The organism is Anaerosphaera multitolerans (assembly GCF_004006535.1).
Taxonomy (GTDB): domain Bacteria; phylum Bacillota; class Clostridia; order Tissierellales; family Peptoniphilaceae; genus Anaerosphaera; species Anaerosphaera multitolerans.
In genome coordinates this window covers 22,980-42,217 of sequence record NZ_RLIH01000012.1, presented here as the reverse complement: position 1 = coordinate 42,217, position 19,238 = coordinate 22,980, and the positions used below count along the sequence as shown (strand labels likewise).

The following is a 19,238-nucleotide window of genomic DNA, read 5'->3' as shown; positions in this document are numbered from 1 at the left end:
CCTCCTACTTAAAAAATTACTAACAAAATATTTTTTAAGATATTTGCCCTCATTTCATTTTTTTCTTCACCAGAAAGACTTAACGACCTATCACTTAATGCTACTCTAATAATTTCTCCCTCTCGTTCATCTATATAATCCAATCTCATTAATTCATTGATTATTTGGTCAGCCTTATCTTTAGTTATAGCATTTCCTATTTCTTCATTAAATAACTTATCTACGGAATTTTTATTCTTAAACTCCACTCTTACAATTCTAATATAACCCCCGCCGCCTCTTCGTGATTCTACATAGTAACCTTTGTAGGGAGTAAACCTTGTAGTTAGTACATAATTTATCTGTGACGGAGCACAGTTAAATCTTTCTGCCAACAAAGCTCTTTGTATCTCAACTGTTCCATTTGCTTCCTCTATTAGTTCTAATAGAAAGTCCTCTATTGAATTTGATAATTTTGCCATAATATCATCCTTTTGACCATCTTTGTCCTTTAATATAAAAAAATATTCTAATGCTAATATCATAGTAACATTAAAATATCTTTTTGTAAAGACTATAGTTTACTTAGAAAGTATAATAAACATCATTATAAGACCAACCTCTGCAATTACGAATACAGAGCCTAATCTCTCCACTTTTCCAATGGGATTTCGCTGTAAAAAAGCCTGATATTTCATCTCATCTATTTCCAAAGTAGTAAAGGTATAAGTCAAAATCACATTTACCATTGAAATAAGTATAATTCCATAATATACAATTGTAGGTACTATTGACCTTAGTGACGGCCACAAAAGTAAAAGAGTTATAGGCCACATTATGCAAAGTAAAATTATAAGCATCGCTTTCTTTTTTGCAACCTTTGTTTCCTCTTCACTTAAAACAACCTTGTCTAAATTAACAGACTTTATTTTCTTATTTTTTTTCTTTGCCATTCCTAACTCCTAAATCCAACTATCATTTATTTTAAATACATATTTTATCATTATATAATACTTATAAAATATAATCCAATTTTTAAAAATTATCAATTTGATTTTTTTCAATATAAAATATGAATATTTAAATGCCTTATCCATCTATATTTTTTTCAGCTCATTAATATATCCCTGAGTATCATTTTCAATTAATTTATCTATGTTAAGATAATCACTCATAATTCTACCAGACTTAAATGCTTTTATCCATTCTTCTTCATTTTTATCTGCCGCTTCAGCCTTTTCTACTAATTCTTCTAATAACTCAGGTTTAATAACAATAACTCCATCAGAGTCACCAAAAATAATATCACCTGGATTTACTACGGCTCCTCCACAAGAAACTTGTATATCAAATTCCCCAGTTAATCCAATATGTCTAGTAGTAACTGGAGATAGACCAGTAGCAAATACCGGGAATTGCATCTCCTCAATCGCCATACTATCCGTTGCCGGTCCATCAACGACTATACCCTCCATTCCCATTTCCTTTGCTAATAAAGCTACTATTTCACCACAACAAGAAAATGTTTGATCTCCTCCACGGTCAATTACAATTACAGATCCTTTTGGAGCTCGTTCCATTGCATAGTAAACTATTGTTGAGTCATCACCTATAGCCCTAACAGTATACGCCGGACCTGCAATTTTTGCATTTTTGTATATGGGCTTAATTTCAGGCTTCATATAACCACCTTCAATAAAATGTCCTATCTGCGCAGGATCTGTCGTCATTAATCTTTTTTTTATATTATCATTAAACATAATTACTCCTCCAAAATTAAACTTAATTTCATAACTAGAAAATATTATAATTCTATTATTACTATTCCCTCAAAATCTTTTTATTACGTCTTCCACATAATATTTCTCCTAATAGGAAAAATACTATAAATAATACTATACTTATTACAATTACAAGATTAGGTTTTGCCATCACCACCAACGGCATTAATATTGTATAGGGAAGTTGATAAGCATATCCTAAAGTACTGGCTATTGAAACACTTTCAGTTGCAGATGTTTCATAATTTGGATCAACTACTTTTATAAGAAGTAGTCCAGTTGCTAGAACGCCCATTGTCATTCCAAAGGCACCTATCATAATTTCATACCAATCAGACTCGTTCCACTTTTTAGACATATACCTCACTAATAAATAATTTAAAAGTACGATTATAGCTGATATAATAACAAAAGGTAACCAATATTTCTTGAATATTCCAACTGAAGTAGTCGCTATTGCAGATGCTATCATATATTCTAATGCTAATCCCGTTATTCTATTCATAGAATCCCTATCGATATATTCAACGTACTTAGTTCTATTTATTATAGTTCCCACAATTAAACTGGATATAAATGTTGTAGCAAAGATAGGAAAATTCTCCATCACAGGACTGATTTTTAAAAGAAAATATCTCATTATCATACCACAGATTATTACACAACCTACAATGGCAAATTGTAAAGCCAAGGGATCAAGAGCTGAAGGATTTGCCACCCCCTCACCTATTGAAACTCTTTTTCCCACTGGAACATATCCGGTTAAGTCTTCTTCATCTAAATTTTCAATACTTGCAGTAGTAGCCAAATATCCTTCTCTAATTCCCTTATTTATTAAAACCATTCCAAATACTACACCGCAGATTATTCCAATAGTTGCAAATGTCATTCCTGCGCCAATTCCATCACTCCAATATCCAGCCTCTTCAAAAATTATTCCAGCTGCATTTGCCATACCATGGCCACCATAAAATCCGTATACAGGTAAAAGACCAAATCCCATCGGCAAATTTTTCATTATAGTTTTTGAAAATATAAGTGTAGCTACAAGCCCTACCACTGCTTGCATTTGGTGTAAAGTACCATTTATAAAAGTTGCCGATACCGCATTTTTATTTATTTTACCCATTTTAATTCCAAGAAAAGTTGGACCAAATACAAAACAAAAAAGCACTGTAGACCACTGTGGTACTGTTTCAGAAAATGGTATGTAAATAGGAGAAACTTCCCCTAAAATTTGTGGTCCTAATAATAAACCTAGAACTCCTGCTATTAAAGATACAGGAATAAAATAATTCTGTAAGATTTTCACCTTTTTCCTTAAGAGAAATCCTAGAACCAATAAAATACTAACTGCTGCAAAATCGTACATGATTTGAACAAGTGTGGTCATTTCTTCACCCCCATCGTTTTAACAACATCTTAAGAATTTTTAACTTTCAATTCGTATACATCTCCTCTTCTGTTATTTAATGAAGGTACTTGACTTCTTACTTTATCCAAGTAATCTAAATCAATCTCCGCTACAATAACCCCTTCTTTATCAGAAGATTTTGCAATTACGTCTCCCCAAGGATCAATAATTAATGATTTCCCATAAGCAATATATTCAGGCTGTTGTCCTGTTTGTCCTGCTGCTACTATATAAACAGTATTCTCTATTGCTCTTGCTCTAAGTATAGACTCCCAATGATCCTTTCCAGTATTCATAACAAAATTTGCTGGAGTAAAAATAACCTTTGCTCCATTTAAAGCTAAAATCCTATATAATTCTGGAAATCTTATATCATAACATATACTTAACCCCATCTTACACAAATCAGTATCAACAGTTACAATTTCATTTCCAGGAGTCTTTGAGTCAGATTCCCTATATGCAGGTCCATCAGAAATATCTACATCAAACATATGTAATTTTCTATATTTGCTAATCATATTTCCTTTGCGATCAAAAAACATAGTTGTATTATAAGGTCTTTTAGTTCCATTTTCTTCAGAAATTGATCCCCCATGAATATATACTTTTTTTTCGCTAGCCAGCCTTGAAAACAACTGATATGTTTTTCCGTCCAGTTCTTCACTCTCAAAGTCATTCCCAGAATAATTTACATTTTCAGGAAATGAAATTAAATCTGCTTTTTTTTCTACAGCTTCAAGTATAAATTTTTCAATTTTTTTAAGATTGTCCTCTTTTGATTCCGTTGATCTCATTTGTACAACTGCTATATTAAACTTATTCATAATATTCTCCTATTCTATTTTCTTAAATAGTTATTAATAAAATCAACTATTTCAGCTATTCCTTTTTCTACTACATGTTTTCCTTTTTCAGCAGTAGCCACCGTTGCATCACCCATTGTTCCAGTATTTGAATATTCATCATACTTTTTATACTTTTGGATATTTGGATACTCATCTTTATACAATGATGGAGAATTTGGAGCTTTCTCCATATCAACTAATTCTGGATGTAGATATAACATTACAGAAGTACCAGCCTCGCTTGCATGTCCATGAGGAGAATCACTTTCAAATATTCCTTCAAACTTCCAAATATATTGCCACCAACCTATTAATCCTGCTTTTATACCATATCCATCTTCTAATTCTTCCATAAGAGAATTTAATGGTCCTGTGTTATGTAAATGAGTATTTAAAATAAAAAACTCTTTAAAACCCCATTTTATATAACTCTCACAAATATCCCTGTATACTTCTTTAATATTTTCAGGTTTACAATATACAGTTCCTGGGAATCCAAATAGGTTACTTGACTGTCCTACCTCAAGGCAAGGAGCCACTAATGCGTTTACTTTTTCAGATATTAAATCAGCTAGCTTATTTGCCACAATAATATCAGTTCCTAAAGGCATATGTGGTCCATAAACCTCAATTGCTCCACTGGGAACAATTAATGTTTTTGTTTCTTTCCTCCTTTCATCAAATTCACTCCATGACATATCTTTGATAAAATTAGTTTTTTTCATTTTCAACATCCTTTCTATATTTTCTTATATATATCTATTGCAAGTTTCATTCCAAAAATATTTTTTTAAAAGCTTGATTTTTTAGCCATTTTAAATATATAATTATGATATATTCTCAAATTTAAGAACAGAAAGCTCAAATTTGAGAATATTATCAATTTTGAGAGGAGAAATTTTATGAATAGTATTTTGTTGGAATTAAAACCTTTTCTTGACACACTAATACTTTCCTTTTCTGCTGTTTTAAATTTAGAATTTACAATAATTAGTGCCAATCCTACGCGCAGAATTGCAGGGACTGGTATTTATAAGAAAGCCTTAAATCAAAAAGATTGGAACAATACTTACACTGACTATGTTATAAAAACAAAAAAAAATCTTACCGTCCTACGCCCCGAAAAAATATATCCAAAAATAATTGACGGTTGCACAGGTTCTTATTACTCTATAATACTGGAACCTATAATGCTTGAAGATTTAGTATATGGAGTTTTAGTTATTGCTTCTTTTGATGAAAAACAGCAAAATTTTCTTATCAATAATAAAGAAAAACTCATAAATTATCTAAAACATATATCTTCTTTAATTACAGCTAAAATAATTGAAACCGAACTTAAGAATAAAATAACAATCTATAATAAAAACCTTGAGGAAATATTAAACTATCTAAATGAAGGAATTTTACTTTTTGAAAAAGATAAAATCATAACAAATTCAATTGCAAATTCAATTTTATATATTAACGAAATGGATATATACAATGATTTAATTAAAAAAATAAAATTTGAAGTTGAAAACTGTCTTAAAATAAAAAAAGATATAAACACTAAAATAATAAAATATTATAATAATTTATCTTTTGTGCTATTTCTAGAGTTAAAATATTTAGACGAAAACAAAGTACTTGTATTATTAAACACACTGGATAAAATTCAAGAACAAAATTTTTCTAATTCAGAGTTTGACAACTCACTTAAAGCTATAGTTACTCAAGATCCTGAAATGTTAAACCTTAAAAAAAACATACAGGCTATCTCAAATAATGATTCAAATATATTAATTCAGGGAGAAACAGGTACGGGTAAGGAATTATTTGCAAGAGCTATTCATTTTTCAAGCTATAGAAAAAATAATCCATTTATATCTATAAATTGTGCTTCAATACCTGAAACTCTACTGGAAAGCGAATTGTTCGGATATGAAAGTGGAGCTTTCACCGGAGCTAGTAAAAGCGGTAAAGTAGGCAAAATAGTACTTGCTAACAATGGTACATTGTTTTTAGATGAAATAGGAGATATGCCACTTTATTTGCAAGCAAAGTTGCTTAGAGTTCTTAATGACTCTTACGTTGAACCAATTGGAAGTGAAAAAAGTATTAAAGTTAATATACGAATAATCTCCGCAACAAATAAGAACTTGTCAGAAATGATCAAAAACAATGAATTTAGAAGTGATTTATATTTCAGACTTAATGTTATACCAATTAATATCCCACCTTTAAAAAATAGAAAAAAAGATATTCAATTATTAATTAATTATTTTATAGATAAATATAATAAGAAATTCGAAAAAAACGTAACTGGGATTGACTTAAATACTCTTGACATACTAAGTAATTACAGTTGGCCTGGCAATGTAAGAGAACTTGAAAATACTATAGAATACGTAATGAATTTTAAAGAAAAAGGCATTATTAAATCAGAAGATTTACCTAATAAACACTTCAATATAAATTTCATTGAATTACAAAATCCAAAAATGGAATTAGATACATATAATAAAAGTTTGACTTTTAAAGATAATGTAAAGCTATATGAAAAAACTATTATTGAACAAGAAATACAAAAATATCCCTCCCCTTTATCAAGGGATAATCTTTTAAAAATATGCCACAAATTGAATATAAGCCCCGCAACACTTTATAGAAAAATAAAATAACAATATTAATTTTTCAAATTGAAGAGAAAAGGCATTTTAAATCCTATTTTTAATCTAAAATGGGACTGTCAAATTAAGTGTTTTAGTATTTTTTAGTACATTAGATTTTTGAATATTTTTTTAACGTTCAGAGATTTTTTATTGATCAGTAGTTGATTGAGTATTATATACTAATTACAAATAGTACATTTCCCCACTTTTTTAGTAATTCTATAATTCTTAAATATAATATTTTTAAAAGAGCATTTCAGATATGAAGTGCGCACCCCAAATGTTAGACATTTATGATGCCATAAATAAAAAAACATAAGGGGTGTTTTTCTATGTCAAAAAATAAAAAATATACGGGAGATTTTAAAATTGTTGAATTGCAATAATTATTGCGACACTTACTCTAAATTATTAATCTCGTATAAAAATACCTCAAACGGTGTATTGAATTCCAGACATTTTCTTGGTCTGGAATTCATTTTGTAAAATGTGTTTTTTAAATGTTCATCCGTAATTTTAGCTAAATCAGTTTTCTTAGGGTGGTATTCCCTTAACAACCCATTGCTATTTTCGTTCGTTCCTCTTTGCCATGCTGAGTATGGATCGGCAAAGTAGAAATTAATTCCCATTTGTTCTATTTCTCTATAACAGTCAAATTCCTTTCCTCTATCCGATGTAAAGCTCTTAAATACCCCTTTAGAAAAGGATTATACTAATTGATTTATAGCATTTAACATGGAACTCTTACTTCTATCTTCCATTTTTATTGCTATATATAATCTACTTTTCATTTCAGCAAACGTAGCAAAACAAAAACAGCCCTTACTTTTACCTCTTGAGGAAACAACGGTGTCTATTTCTCAATGACCAAACTCAGTTCTTTCTTTTATGTACTTAGGTCGGTTAGAAATAGAAGTCCCTATGTTGAATTTTCCTCTAAGTTCCGTAGGTTTTCTACTTTTACCTTTACGACGTAGACTAGTTAAATTGACGTTTAATACATTCGCATAAATCCAATTATAGATGGTTTTAATGGTTTTAAAAGAGAGTATTCCATTTAGAAGTCTACCAACAATTTGTTCTGGCGACCAAGCTTCGTCTAGATGAGTTTCAATAATACTCTTTAAGTTATTTGTAATTTTCTTTTTTCTACCTTTTAACTTAGACAATTCATTTCTCTTAGCTTGTGCATCACGTGCATGATAAAAATCTTTACAACGGTTAAGCTCTCTGCTAATCGTTGAATGATGAAATCCAAGTATTGTAGCAATCTTTCTAGCAGAGTATCCCTCTTTATTAAGTACTTCTATTTTATTTCTATCATCCATGGTAATATATTTATGATTCATAACAAGTTCCTTTCGTGTTTGATTATTGTGGTGATTAACATTTTACACGAAATATAAATTTGTTATGAGTTTTTTTATTTTAGGGTGTCGCATTTAATTTTACAATCTATCAAATTAAAGTAATAGAAACTATGAGAAATGAAAACTTAACTTATTCAGAAACTTTAAGTAAATTTAATATTCCTAGTCATTCAACCATCATAAGGTGGAAAAGAATATATCTTGAAGAAGGAAAAGAAGCCTTACATGAAGAAAGACGAGGACGTTCAAAAGTATCTGATGGGGTTAGAAAAGGAAGGCTAAAAAAATTATCTAAAGAAATAACAGATGATTTAATTAAGGAAAATCAACGTTTGAAAATGGAGAATGAATACTTAAAAAAATTAGATGCCTTAATTCGTTCAAAACAAAATCAACAAAAAAAGAAATAGCTTCAATTGTAGATAAATTAAGGCGAAAATATAATTTTAATGCTTTATTGAAAGTTTCTAATTTAAAAAGAAGTACTTTTTACTATTACACTAAAAACATATCAAAAACTGATAAATACAAGGATATAAAAAATATAATTCAAGAAATTTATAGTTTACATAAGGGTAGATATGGCTATCGTAGAATTCATTTGGCGCTTAAAAACCAAGGACATAAAATAAATCACAAAACAGTGTATAAGTTAATGAAAGAACTTGGTTTAAAATCTCTAGTTCGCCCTAAGAAATATAAGTCTTATAAAGGAACTGTTGGCAAAGTTGCACCAAATATCATTAATAGAGATTTTGAAAGTAATAAGCCCAATACTAAGTGGGTTACAGATATCTCTGAATTTAAAGTAGGAAGTAAAAAATTATATCTATCTCCTATCTTAGATTTATATAATCGGGAAATAATTAGTTATAGTCTGTCAGAAAGCCCGAACTTCAATCAAGTTAGAAGTATGTTAAATCAAGCCTTTGATAAGTATAAGGATTTAAAAAGTTTAATTCTTCATTCAGATCAAGGATATCAATATCAGTTGAAACAGTATCAACAAATGTTATTATCTAAAGGAATTATTCAAAGTATGAGTAGAAAAGGCAATTGTTTAGACAATTCAGTTATGGAAAATTTCTTTGGCTTATTGAAATCAGAGTTATTTTATTTAGAAAAATTTAAAAATATACAGGAACTAAAAATAGCTATTGATGAATATATATATTATTATAATAACTATAGAATTAAAGAAAATTTAAAAGGACAAAGTCCTATAAATTTTAGAACTTCGTCCTTATTAACAGCTTAATAATTTGTCCAACTTTTTGGGGTCAGTACATGAAACAGAGTCGTCTTATTATTTCTTTTTAAATCTTATTACTTTTTGAATTTCTCCCAGTACTAAAGGTATAAATGAAGCTATTAATACTACAGACCAGTCTCTAAGACCAATATTATCAAGTTCAAATATCTGTCTTATTCCGGGCACATACATAACTATAACCGTTAGTGCAAAAGAAAACGCCGTGGCCATTACAAGCTTTTTATTAGAAAATATTCCTATGTGAAATACTGTACTTCTAATAGATCTTGCAGAATAAGCCCTTAATAATTCGGAAAGTATTAAAGTGGCATAGGCCATAGTTCTAGCATCCATCAACCCTTCTCCAACGTCCCCATGCCATGAAAGCCCTATTAAATAAGCTCCCAAAGTTGCAACTGTAATGGCTATGGATTGAACTATTACAGTTATTTTTAATTCAGAATCTAATAGAGGTTCATTTGGATCTCTTGGAGCCTGCTCCATAATATCATCGTCACCTTTTTCAACCCCCAAAGCCAATGCTGGAAATGAATCCGTAACTAAGTTTAACCACAACAACTGTATAGGAATTAAAGGCACAGGTAAATTTAATATTATGGAAATAAATACTATTAACACTTCTCCAATATTACAGGATAATAAATAACCTACAAACTTTTTAATGTTGGAGTAGATAATTCTGCCTTCCTCAACAGCATTGACTATTGTGGCAAAATTATCGTCAGTAAGTATTACCTCGGCTGTATTTTTTGCAACGTCCGTACCGGTAATGCCCATTGCAATACCAATGTCAGCTCTTTTAATAGCAGGAGCGTCATTTACTCCATCTCCTGTCATTGCAACAATGTGTCCGTTGTCCTTTAAAGCCTCAACAATTTGAACTTTATTTTCAGGTGATACTCTTGTAAAGACTCTTTTCGTCTTAACCGTCTCTCTAATTTCCTCAGCAGTCATTGCATTTAATTCTCTGCCCATAATAGCCTGAGATTCATTTTCCGCTATTCCCAGTTCTTTTGCAATGGCATAACCTGTTTCTATATGGTCTCCTGTAATCATTATAGGTATTATTCCTGCAGTCATACATTCGTTAATTGCAGATTTCGCCTCAGGTCTAGCAGGGTCAATCATACCTGTTAAGCCTACAAATACCATATCGTTCTCTATATTCTCACTACTTAAATCACTTGGAATCCTATCAAATTCCCTATATGCAAAGGCCAAAACTCTCAAAGCCTGTTTTGCAAAACTGGAATTAATCCCCATTATTTCATTTCTTTTTTCCTCCGTTAGCTCTCTGATCTCTCCATCTTCCATATAATATCCGCATTTTGATAGTATGATGTCGGGAGCTCCCTTTGTAAAAGATACTATTTTATTTTCAATAAACCTCTCGTGGAAGGTAGTCATCATTTTTCTAGCAGAATCAAAAGGTATTTCGGCTATTCGCTCGTATTTCTCATTTAATTTATCAATTGGATTGACCGCTTTTTCAGCAAAGGTTAACAGTGCTCCCTCAGTAGGATCTCCAAGTATACTTGTATTTATTCCGTCAATATTTAGTTTGGCATCATTTGTAAGTCCAGCTATTGCAGACATCAATCGTAAATCTTTTAAACTGTCCTTGGAAACACTTTCTCCCTCAAAGGTGATTTCACCTTCAGGATTATAGCCTGTTCCTGAAACTTCTAATACTTTATTATCAACGTAGGCCTTAGTAACAGTCATTTCATTTTGGGTAAGAGTACCTGTCTTATCAGAGCAAATTACAGTTGTAGTTCCTAAAGTTTCAACAGCAAGCAGTTTTTTAACAATGGCATTTTTCTCCGCCATTTTCCCCATTCCAAGAGATAAAACTATTGTAACAATTGCCGGAAGACCTTCAGGTATTGCAGCAACTGCTAAAGAAACAGAAGTCATAAACATTTCCATAAAATCATGTTTATATAAAACACCTACTCCCAAAACAACTAAACAAATTACAACTACCAGCGTTCCCAATAATTTTGAAAGACCTGCCAGTTTCTTTTGTAGAGGTGTTTCCTCTCTATCTACTGTTTGAATAGACTGGGCTATTTTACCTATTTCAGTCTTAGTTCCCGTTTCAACTACTACACCGGTTCCCCTGCCATAGGAAATTATCGTTGAGGAATAAGCCAGGTTTTCTCTGTCTCCTATTTCCATTACACCGTCATAAATCTCTGCAGCATGTTTTTCCACAGGTACCGATTCCCCCGTTAGAGAAGACTCATCAATTTTTAGGTTATTACTTTCCACTAATCTTAAATCAGCCGGAACTATATCTCCCGTTTCAAGAATAATGTAATCTCCCGGAACTAATTCTGCGGAATCAATTTCTATAATACTGCCACCTCTAACAACTTTTGCCTTTGGCGAAGACATCTTTTGAAGTGCAGCAATGGCTTCTTCCGCTTTTCCTTCTTGGTAAAGAGATAAAAGAGCATTTACAGCCACAATTGCTATAATTATAATTGCATCTACCACTTCACCTATAAAGGCGGATATTAAACTTGCAATAATTAAAATAATAATCATAGGATCTAAAAACTGATCTGCAAGTTTTTTTATAAATGGTTTCTTTTCTTCTTTTTTCAGTTCATTTCTGCCAAATTCCTGCAATCTTTTTTCTGCAATGTCTAAAGTCAGACCATCTTTGGAACTTTCTAATTCCTGTAGTGCAGTTTCCGAACTCTTGTTATACCACTCCATTAAATTCCTCCTAATAATTAATAAAAAAGACCACTGCTCTATAGAACAGTGGTCTTGCTACCCTTCGGTCTTTCAGCCGGGACTTTGCCGTAATGACGACTGAAAAATAATTAGCTACTCCCCAATGTAACTATAATTATACTCTTTTTAAAAAAGATTTCAAATATATTTTTCAATATGGTAATATTTTAAATACATTAACATAAGTTATAAATTAATTATACAATATTTACACTTCACCGTCTCTCAATTATTTATAAATTTAAATTTACAAATATGTAAAGGATGATTAAATTGTTTAATAAATTAATAAGCTCTCAAAAAAAATTTTTCCATACAGGTGTTACCCGCAGTTATGACTTTCGAATAAAGGCTCTTGACTCATTACAAAAATCAATTTTAAAATTTGAAAGCTCCATATATAAGGCCCTTGAGAAGGACTTAAATAAATCAGCTGCTGAAACTTATTTAACTGAAATAGGTATAGCCCTAAATGAAATATCCTTCCATAAGAGACATTTAAAAAAATGGATGAAAATAAAAAAAGTTAAGAGCTCCCTTGCCCAATTTCCCGGGAAAAACTATATATATTCCGAACCCTATGGACTTGTATTGATAATTGCACCTTGGAACTATCCCTTTCATCTTTGTCTTTTACCCTTAATAGGAGCAATATCAAGCGGCAATACTGTAGTAATAAAACCTTCTGAACATTCTGCGCAGTCAAGTTCTGTAATCGCTGAAATAATTTCCTCTACATTTAAATCTGAATATATTTCAGTAGTTCAAGGAAGTGTAGATGAAAGCACAGCTCTGTTAGAGGAAAATTTCGACTATATTTTCTTTACGGGAAGTACTCAAGTTGGCAGAATAGTAATGGGAGCGGCCTCAAAGAATCTAACTCCTCTAACTTTGGAGCTTGGCGGAAAAAGTCCGGTTATTATAGATAGCAGCGCAAATATTTCCCTTGCCGCCAAAAAAGTTGCTTTCGGAAAAATAATAAATGCAGGCCAAACCTGTGTCGCTCCGGACTACTTATTAATAGAAGAAAGTATAGAAAAACAATTTATAACTCAATTTGAAACTGCAGTTAATAAGTTTTTCTTTGAAGATAAGTCTAAAGACGCCATGGTTAGAATAGTCAACAAAAAACATTATAACCGTCTTAAAAATCTGTTAAAAGATGGCGATATTGTATTTGGAGGAAAGTTTAACGATGATGAAAACTTCATTGAACCCACACTAATTAAAAATGTAACTCTTAAATCAGCTATTATGAAAGAGGAAATTTTCGGCCCTCTCCTGCCTATAATAACTTATTCAAATATTGAGGAAGCCATAGAATACGTTAGGAATTTTAACAAACCGCTATCTCTTTATATTTTTTCACAAAGTAAAGAAAACATTGATAGGATACTGAAAAACTGTTCCTTTGGAGGGGGATGTATTAATGACGTACTAATGCAATTAACCAATCCCAACCTTCCCTTTGGAGGTATTGGCAGTTCGGGTTTTGGAAGTTACCACGGAAAAAAGAGTTTTGATACCTTTACTCACTACAAAAGTATTTTTAAACAAAGCGGTTTTTTTGATATGCCTTTAAGGTACCCTCCTTATAGTGAGAATAAACTTAAATTAATAAAAAAGATTTTAAAGTAATTCTTAAGCAGCCCATAAATTTTCTTTAATAATATTATATGGTACTATAGAATTATGGAAATTCATTATATAAGAGGTGGACTATGATAAAAAAAAGAAGATTTAAATTACTTACACTCCTTTTATCCTTTTTACTACTAGTTGGATGTAGTTCTGACACTATAAGCTATAAAGATGATTTTTATGAATCCGTAAATGAAAAATGGTTGTCTGAGGCTAAAATCCCAGATGATAAAAGTAGTATAGACGGTTTTGAAATTATAGGAGAATCAGTAAAAAATACTTTGAAGACGGATTTTGATTCCATATCCAAAGAAAATAAGGAAACAGATATTCCTGAAATGGTTGAGTTTTTTAAATTTTATAAGTTGGCTAATGACTATGAACGTAGAAATCTTGAAGGTGTGGAACCTTTAATTCCAACTATTGAAGAAATTGAAAATTTAAACTCCCTTGATGACTTAAATAATTCTTTAGCTGAATTTGAACTAAAGGGACTTACTCTTCCCTTTACATTGGGAATTAATGCAGACTTTAAAGATGCTAATTTAAAAGCTATTTATATTCAGCCTGCCGCTCTATTTCTATCAGATGAAAGCGACTACGGTGAAGATAAATCTCCTGAAACCCAAGAGTTTTTAAAAAATTATAAAAGTATGCTTCAATCTATGCTGGTAATGACAGGTAAAAATGAAGAGGACGCTGCTAATATAGTTGATGAGGCTTTGGAATTTGATGCAACAATGGCTAAATATATAGACTTTGAAAAATTGGATACCAACAATATAAGTGATATCTATAATCCTGAATCTATAGATGTTTATTCTAAATATAGCAGTTATTTAAAATTTGACATGATGTTTGATTCTCTAGTTGGTAAAGCTCCGGACTATATTATTAATTATCTTCCGGAATTTTTCCATGAATTTGACAAAATCATCAACCCGGAAAATTTTAATAAGCTAAAAAGCTGGATGATTATAAAAACTTTGGAAAATGCAACTCCTTTCCTTTCCGAGGAATTTGAAGAAGTTGGAAGTAAAATGGACATGCTTGAAAGCGGTATTAAAGAACTTTCACCTTCAGACCAAAGAGCCTTTGACTTATCTTTAAGTCAATTTAATGATTTGGCCGGCATCTACTACGGTAGAACTTATCTGGGCGAGGAATCTAAAAAAGATATTGAAACAATGGTACAAAATTTTATAGAGGTCTATAAAAATAGAATTGCTAATATAGATTGGCTGACAGAAAGTACTAAAGAATCGGCAATAAAAAAACTAAATACTATGGTGGTGCAAATCGGTTATCCTGAAGAAATTCCGGAGATATATTCAAAAATTATTATTGATACAGATAAAAGCTGCTATGAAAATATACAATCAATTACAAAACTTTCTCAGGAATTGGACTATTCCAAATTCTACACCCCTATTGATAGAAGTTTATGGGAGATGGCAGCTTATGAAGTAAACGCCTACTATTCTCCGCAAACTAATTCTATTACCTTCCCTGCCGCTATACTTTCAGCTCCATTTTACAGTGCCGAACAAAGCGACAGCGAAAATTACGGTGCCGTTGGAACTGTAATAGCCCATGAAATTTCTCATGCTTTTGACCCAAACGGCTCAAAGTTTGATGAAAATGGAAATATGGTCTCTTGGTGGACTGAGGAGGATTTTACAGAATATGAAAAGAAAACTGCCGAAATGGTAAAATTATTTGACGGAATTGAAATATACGGCGGAAAAGTAGACGGTGAACAGACCTTGGGAGAAAATGTGGCCGATGCTGGAGGACTGGCAGTCGCTTTGGAAGCTTTAAAAACTTTACCTGATGCCAATTTAGAGGAATTTTTTACAAGCTGGGCAACTATATGGCGGAGCAAATCTACTCCGGAATATGAAAGTCAACTTTTAAATGAAGATGTACATGCTCCGAATAAACTTCGTTGCAATATTCAACTTTCCAATACAGATGACTTCTATGAGGTGTTTGATATAGTTGAAGGTGATGGAATGTATATTCCACCTGAAAATAGAGTAACTATTTGGTAATGAAAAAAGAGCTTGAGATTTAAATTTCAAGCTCTTCATTTATTATTTTTTATTCGGTACAAGTTCCTTTATTCCACCCATGTAAGGTTGTAAAGGTCCAGGTATTTTTACCGTACCATCTTCTTGTAAAAGATTTTCTAAAAAGGCAATTAACATTCTTGGAGGAGCAACTACAGTATTATTTAAAGTGTGCGCCAAGTAGGTGCCATTTTCACCTCTCAGTTTAATATTTAATCTTCTAGCCTGTGCATCTCCCAAATTAGAACATGAACCAACTTCAAAATACTTCTTCTGACGCGGAGACCAAGCCTCAACATCAAGGGATTTTACTTTTAAATCAGCTAAATCGCCTGAACAACATTCCAAAGTTCTAACGGGAATTTCCAAACTTCTAAAGAAGTCCACTGTATTGTTCCAAAGTTGATCATACCAATACGGAGAATCTTCAGGCTTACAAATTACAACCATCTCCTGCTTTTCAAATTGATGAATTCTGTAAACTCCTCTTTCTTCAATACCGTGAGCTCCAACTTCCTTTCTAAAGCATGGAGAATAAGAAGTAAGGGCTTGAGGCATATCTTCCTCCGGATTTATAGTATTTATAAACTTTCCAATCATAGAGTGTTCGCTGGTTCCTATTAGGTACAGGTCTTCTCCTTCTATTTTATACATCATATTTTCCATTTCCGCAAAACTCATTACTCCTGTAACCACTTCTGATCGAATCATAAAAGGAGGAATATAATAAGTAAATCCTCTATCAATCATAAAATCTCTGGCATAGGAGAGAATTGCAGAATGTAGCCTTGCAATATTACCCTTTAGATAATAAAAACCGTTTCCTGAAGTTTTTCTTGCCGCATCTAAATCAATACCGTCAAAGCTCTCCATAATATCTATATGGTAAGGTACTTCATATTCAGGTACTGCAGGATCGCCGAATTTTTCAAGTTCCACATTTTCAGTATCATCTTTACCTATTGGAACAGTAGGGTCCATTATTTGTGGTATTACCATCATCTTACTTAGAAGAACCTCATCAATTTCTCTTTCCTCATTTTCAAGATCAACTAACCTATCGTTAATGTTCTTTACTTCTGCCTTAGTTTCTTCAGCTTTTTCAGTTTCCTTGTTCTTCATAAGGGTACCTATGTCTTTTGAAAGTTTATTTCTCTTTGACCTTAACTCATCGCCCTCTGTCTTTATAGCTCTTAACTTTTCATCAAGCTCAATAACTTCATCTACTAAGGGAAGTTTTTCATCTTGAAATTTTTTTCTAATGTTTTCTTTTACAACTTCCGGATTTTCTCTGACAAACTTAATATCTAACATTACATACCTCCATAAAAAAAAGAGTCTTATCCATCCCCCAAGGGACGAGTAAGACCCGCGTTGCCACCCTAATTAACCTTTAAAAAGGTTCTCTTGTTTAAATTAACTCAAAGGCGGATTCAAATAGATTAAATGTTTATTTTCACCAACCATAAACTCTCTAAAAAATAATACTATTTTACTATTCCTTATCAACGTTATATTAATAATATGAAATAATTATACCAAAGTCCCCCTCCTTTTACAAATAGAATTGCTAAATAACAATAAAACTTATGATATAATGAGGTTACAAAGCAGGTGATAGTATGAATGTTTTAAGTAGTTTAAATGAAAATTCCACATACATTGTAAGAATTTTAATAGCTACTCTATGTGGATTTATAATAGGATTTGAAAGAGCCAATAAAAATAAAGATGCAGGTATAAGGACTCACTGTATAGTTGCCTTGGGTTCCTGCCTCTGTATGATAGTCTCGGCCTATGCCTTTCCTTCAGTATACAAATCCGACCCCGCGCGAATGGCAGCCCAAGTAGTTTCAGGCGTGGGTTTTCTAGGTGCCGGTTTAATATTTGTAAGAAGGGATAGAATTATAAGCGGACTTACTACGGCAGCCGGTATCTGGACCACGGCTATAATTGGACTTGCCATAGGTTCAGGTATGATATTTATTGGATTCTTTTCAACTTTGATAATGCTTTTAATCCAAATTCCCATCTCTAAATTTATTCAATTTCTACCCTACTTCGGTGAACAGAACATCTCCATAATTGCCGATAGTAAAACTTTTAATTTCAATGATCTATTGGAATATCTGGACGCTTTGGAAATTGAGCCTCTTTCCATTGGCTCTGAAAAATTGGACAACTATGAATATAATTTTTTACTCTTTGTAAATATTCCTAAAAACGTAAACTTATGGACTCTTAGTGAGAATATTTTAAAACTTAATGGAGTTAAAAGTGTAAAAGTATAAGACCTGAAACTAAGTACAAACTTAATTTTAGGTCTTATTACATTCTTGTAATGCTTTTAGTTGAATTTCTAAAACTGTAATTTATTTCATCTCTTCCTTGAAGCAGGTAAAGTGTACCCTCTTTACATTCTTCCTTTGCCTTTCTTTTAAGAGCTCCTATTAACTCATCATCATTGGCGTTAACAATCAATGCCACCTTTAGTTTTTCATAAGTAAGGGCATAATAATCTCCGTCACTATCTCCCATAAATAAAATAGGAGGCTTAGAATATAAATTACTTAAATAGTTTAAATATTCTCTCTTCCCTTCTAAAATGGGAACCATCCCCTCTTCATCAACTTCAGGTAAAAATTTTCCCCTTTCATCCACTAAAAGTTTTAACCCCTTTACCTCTCCTCTTTTAAAACCATATCCAAGCTTTTCATTTAATGCAAATTCCTCAATAACTATTTGAAGAGACGACGTACAAATATAAACATCTATATTGCTCTCTCTCAAAGCACTGAATAAATTAATTTGCTCCTGAATCTTTCGTAAACCCACTTTAAAATCATAGTTAATCCTTTGACCTTTTCTTAACCGGGCATTGAAATTTATTATTCCCATATCCCTTTTCAACCAATGCTCTATGGCTTTTTGAGAAAGAGTTCTCACTTCCTCCTCCGCCATATTATAAAATAAATAAAGCATTCTATAGCAGTAGATTTTATAACCCATCTCAAAGTTTACTTCCATATGGATATAGACCATTTTTGCAATAAAGTTACTATAACACTGCTCCTTTTTTATTTCCTCAAGGGACAACTTTTCTTTTAAGGCACAGAGTTTTTCATAGTCCTCAACTATTTCACTTATTAAATTATCTATAAAATCTTCTTTGCCCTTGGGATATACTATGTCTTTTTCTAGAATATATTTTAGTTCAAAAGAATTAAAATTATAATCCAAGTTCTCCAACTGATATAGAAATACCGCATCTTGAACATCATACATTAAGACTGTATTGTCCCAATCGGATACTACAAAATTTTTTTCGTACTTATCTTTAAAATCTTCTATTCCGTATTTTTTTATTATGTCTTTTAAAACATTGTAATTTCTATCTGTCCACCCTAATTTATCCAACACTCTTCCTCCAAAATAATTATGGTCTTATTATACTACAA

15 protein-coding genes, 1 pseudogene and 1 other annotated feature are annotated in these 19,238 nt (G+C 31.6%); of the genes and pseudogenes, 6 read left to right on the top strand and 10 right to left on the bottom strand.

Features of this window, described 5'->3' with window-relative positions; all coding sequences use genetic code 11:
- Nucleotides 1-8: 8 nt before the first annotated feature.
- The 6 genes from EF514_RS08220 to EF514_RS08195 all read right to left on the bottom strand — a co-directional run bounded on the left by EF514_RS08220 (nucleotide 9) and on the right by EF514_RS08195 (nucleotide 4,747).
- On the bottom strand, nucleotides 9-461 hold the full coding sequence (locus EF514_RS08220; protein ID WP_127724991.1) for a CtsR family transcriptional regulator: 453 nt from the start codon (nucleotides 459-461) through the stop codon (nucleotides 9-11).
- 99 nt (nucleotides 462-560) lie between these two features.
- Complete coding sequence (locus EF514_RS08215; protein ID WP_127724961.1) at nucleotides 561-932, bottom strand: hypothetical protein; 372 nt, start codon at nucleotides 930-932, stop codon at nucleotides 561-563.
- Nucleotides 933-1,076: 144 nt separating this feature from the next.
- Entirely contained in the window at nucleotides 1,077-1,709 is a 633-nt protein-coding gene (locus tag EF514_RS08210) for an RraA family protein (protein WP_205666405.1), read from the bottom strand.
- Between the two features lie 91 nt (nucleotides 1,710-1,800).
- Entirely contained in the window at nucleotides 1,801-3,153 is a 1,353-nt protein-coding gene (locus tag EF514_RS08205) for a sodium/glutamate symporter (protein WP_127724959.1), read from the bottom strand.
- A 29-nt stretch (nucleotides 3,154-3,182) separates the two neighbouring features.
- Nucleotides 3,183-4,001 carry a carbon-nitrogen hydrolase family protein gene (locus tag EF514_RS08200; protein WP_127724958.1) on the bottom strand — a complete coding sequence of 273 codons (819 nt, stop codon included), beginning with the start codon at nucleotides 3,999-4,001 and terminating at the stop codon, nucleotides 3,183-3,185.
- A gap of 14 nt (nucleotides 4,002-4,015) precedes the next feature.
- A complete protein-coding gene (locus EF514_RS08195) occupies nucleotides 4,016-4,747 on the bottom strand; it encodes a creatininase family protein (protein ID WP_127724957.1) in 732 nt (243 codons plus the stop codon).
- Between the two features lie 177 nt (nucleotides 4,748-4,924).
- On the opposite strand from EF514_RS08195, the gene EF514_RS08190 reads away from it, so the two are divergent.
- On the top strand, nucleotides 4,925-6,685 hold the full coding sequence (locus EF514_RS08190; protein ID WP_127724956.1) for a sigma-54 interaction domain-containing protein: 1,761 nt from the start codon (nucleotides 4,925-4,927) through the stop codon (nucleotides 6,683-6,685).
- A 389-nt stretch (nucleotides 6,686-7,074) separates the two neighbouring features.
- Here the strand turns inward: EF514_RS08190 and EF514_RS08185 are convergent.
- Nucleotides 7,075-8,025 (bottom strand): annotated as a pseudogene (locus tag EF514_RS08185) (IS30 family transposase).
- Between the two features lie 104 nt (nucleotides 8,026-8,129).
- On the opposite strand from EF514_RS08185, the gene EF514_RS08180 reads away from it, so the two are divergent.
- Both EF514_RS08180 and EF514_RS08175 read left to right on the top strand, forming a co-directional pair.
- Nucleotides 8,130-8,456, top strand: a complete 327-nt coding sequence (locus EF514_RS08180) for a helix-turn-helix domain-containing protein (protein WP_338067658.1) — start codon at nucleotides 8,130-8,132, stop codon at nucleotides 8,454-8,456.
- Nucleotides 8,396-9,304: an IS3 family transposase gene (locus tag EF514_RS08175; protein WP_127724954.1), complete on the top strand. Its 909-nt coding sequence runs from the start codon at nucleotides 8,396-8,398 to the stop codon at nucleotides 9,302-9,304. The genes EF514_RS08180 and EF514_RS08175 overlap by 61 nt, the downstream gene beginning before the upstream one ends.
- Before the next feature lie 48 nt (nucleotides 9,305-9,352).
- Here EF514_RS08175 and EF514_RS08170 read toward each other — a convergent pair whose 3' ends face one another.
- Nucleotides 9,353-12,046 (bottom strand): calcium-translocating P-type ATPase, PMCA-type, encoded by a 2,694-nt coding sequence (locus EF514_RS08170; protein ID WP_127724953.1) that lies wholly within the window; start codon nucleotides 12,044-12,046, stop codon nucleotides 9,353-9,355.
- 294 nt (nucleotides 12,047-12,340) lie between these two features.
- Here EF514_RS08170 and EF514_RS08165 point away from each other — a divergent pair, with 294 nt between their 5' ends.
- The gene (locus EF514_RS08165) at nucleotides 12,341-13,705 is read left to right on the top strand and encodes an aldehyde dehydrogenase family protein (protein ID WP_205666404.1); all 1,365 of its coding nucleotides are present in this window, start codon (nucleotides 12,341-12,343) and stop codon (nucleotides 13,703-13,705) included.
- Nucleotides 13,706-13,788: 83 nt separating this feature from the next.
- The gene (locus EF514_RS08160) at nucleotides 13,789-15,762 is read left to right on the top strand and encodes a M13-type metalloendopeptidase (RefSeq protein ID WP_127724951.1); all 1,974 of its coding nucleotides are present in this window, start codon (nucleotides 13,789-13,791) and stop codon (nucleotides 15,760-15,762) included.
- A gap of 42 nt (nucleotides 15,763-15,804) precedes the next feature.
- Here the strand turns inward: EF514_RS08160 and serS are convergent, their stop codons facing one another.
- The gene (gene serS, locus EF514_RS08155; protein ID WP_127724950.1) at nucleotides 15,805-17,094 is read right to left on the bottom strand and encodes a serine--tRNA ligase; all 1,290 of its coding nucleotides are present in this window, start codon (nucleotides 17,092-17,094) and stop codon (nucleotides 15,805-15,807) included.
- A 37-nt stretch (nucleotides 17,095-17,131) separates the two neighbouring features.
- Nucleotides 17,132-17,298 (bottom strand) — a binding site (T-box leader).
- A gap of 104 nt (nucleotides 17,299-17,402) precedes the next feature.
- On the opposite strand from serS, the gene EF514_RS08150 reads away from it, so the two are divergent.
- A complete protein-coding gene (locus EF514_RS08150; RefSeq protein WP_127724949.1) occupies nucleotides 17,403-18,071 on the top strand; it encodes an MgtC/SapB family protein in 669 nt (222 codons plus the stop codon).
- A 37-nt stretch (nucleotides 18,072-18,108) separates the two neighbouring features.
- On the opposite strand, the gene EF514_RS08145 is transcribed toward EF514_RS08150, so the two are convergent.
- On the bottom strand, nucleotides 18,109-19,197 hold the full coding sequence (locus EF514_RS08145; protein ID WP_127724948.1) for an HAD family hydrolase: 1,089 nt from the start codon (nucleotides 19,195-19,197) through the stop codon (nucleotides 18,109-18,111).
- Nucleotides 19,198-19,238: the final 41 nt, after the last annotated feature.

Coding starts and splice junctions, on each gene's coding strand:
- EF514_RS08220 (WP_127724991.1), bottom strand. CDS start 461: ATGGCAAAATTATCAAATTCAATAGAGGACTTTCTATTAGAACTAATA.
- EF514_RS08215 (WP_127724961.1), bottom strand. CDS start 932: ATGGCAAAGAAAAAAAATAAGAAAATAAAGTCTGTTAATTTAGACAAG.
- EF514_RS08210 (WP_205666405.1), bottom strand. CDS start 1,709: ATGACGACAGATCCTGCGCAGATAGGACATTTTATTGAAGGTGGTTAT.
- EF514_RS08205 (WP_127724959.1), bottom strand. CDS start 3,153: ATGACCACACTTGTTCAAATCATGTACGATTTTGCAGCAGTTAGTATT.
- EF514_RS08200 (WP_127724958.1), bottom strand. CDS start 4,001: ATGAATAAGTTTAATATAGCAGTTGTACAAATGAGATCAACGGAATCA.
- EF514_RS08195 (WP_127724957.1), bottom strand. CDS start 4,747: ATGAAAAAAACTAATTTTATCAAAGATATGTCATGGAGTGAATTTGAT.
- EF514_RS08190 (WP_127724956.1), top strand. CDS start 4,925: ATGAATAGTATTTTGTTGGAATTAAAACCTTTTCTTGACACACTAATA.
- EF514_RS08170 (WP_127724953.1), bottom strand. CDS start 12,046: ATGGAGTGGTATAACAAGAGTTCGGAAACTGCACTACAGGAATTAGAA.
- EF514_RS08160 (WP_127724951.1), top strand. CDS start 13,789: ATGATAAAAAAAAGAAGATTTAAATTACTTACACTCCTTTTATCCTTT.
- serS (WP_127724950.1), bottom strand. CDS start 17,094: ATGTTAGATATTAAGTTTGTCAGAGAAAATCCGGAAGTTGTAAAAGAA.
- EF514_RS08150 (WP_127724949.1), top strand. CDS start 17,403: ATGAATGTTTTAAGTAGTTTAAATGAAAATTCCACATACATTGTAAGA.